At 54.0% G+C, this 311-nt stretch carries 1 rRNA gene; it reads left to right on the top strand.

Features of this window, described 5'->3' with window-relative positions:
- Positions 1–311 (top strand): 23S ribosomal RNA (locus tag MFF58_RS32080); the annotation flags it as partial.

Here is a 311-nt window from a genome sequence, read left to right as displayed (position 1 = left end):
AGTGCCTTAAGAGCATTCGGTGGATGCCTTGGCGCTGAGAGGCGATGAAGGACGTGGTACGCTGCGATAAGCCTTGGGGAGCTGCGAACGAGCTTTGATCCAGGGATTTCCCAATGGGGAAACCCACCTTCGACCTTCCGTATTGTGCTTCTATGGTCAGTCTTTCCGCGGACACCCGCGGACTGGCTCCGTAGAAGCAACACTACGGTTGGTCACATGAAGGTATCAAATCCTGAATCCATAGGGGTTTGAAGCGAACCCGGGGAACTGAAACATCTCAGTACCCGGAGGAAAGGACATCAACGAGACTC

This window comes from Methylobacterium longum, from assembly GCF_022179385.1.
GTDB classification, from domain to species: Bacteria; Pseudomonadota; Alphaproteobacteria; order Rhizobiales; family Beijerinckiaceae; genus Methylobacterium; species Methylobacterium longum.
Note: the sequence above shows the minus strand (reverse complement) of the source record. Positions and strands in the feature narration are given on the sequence as shown.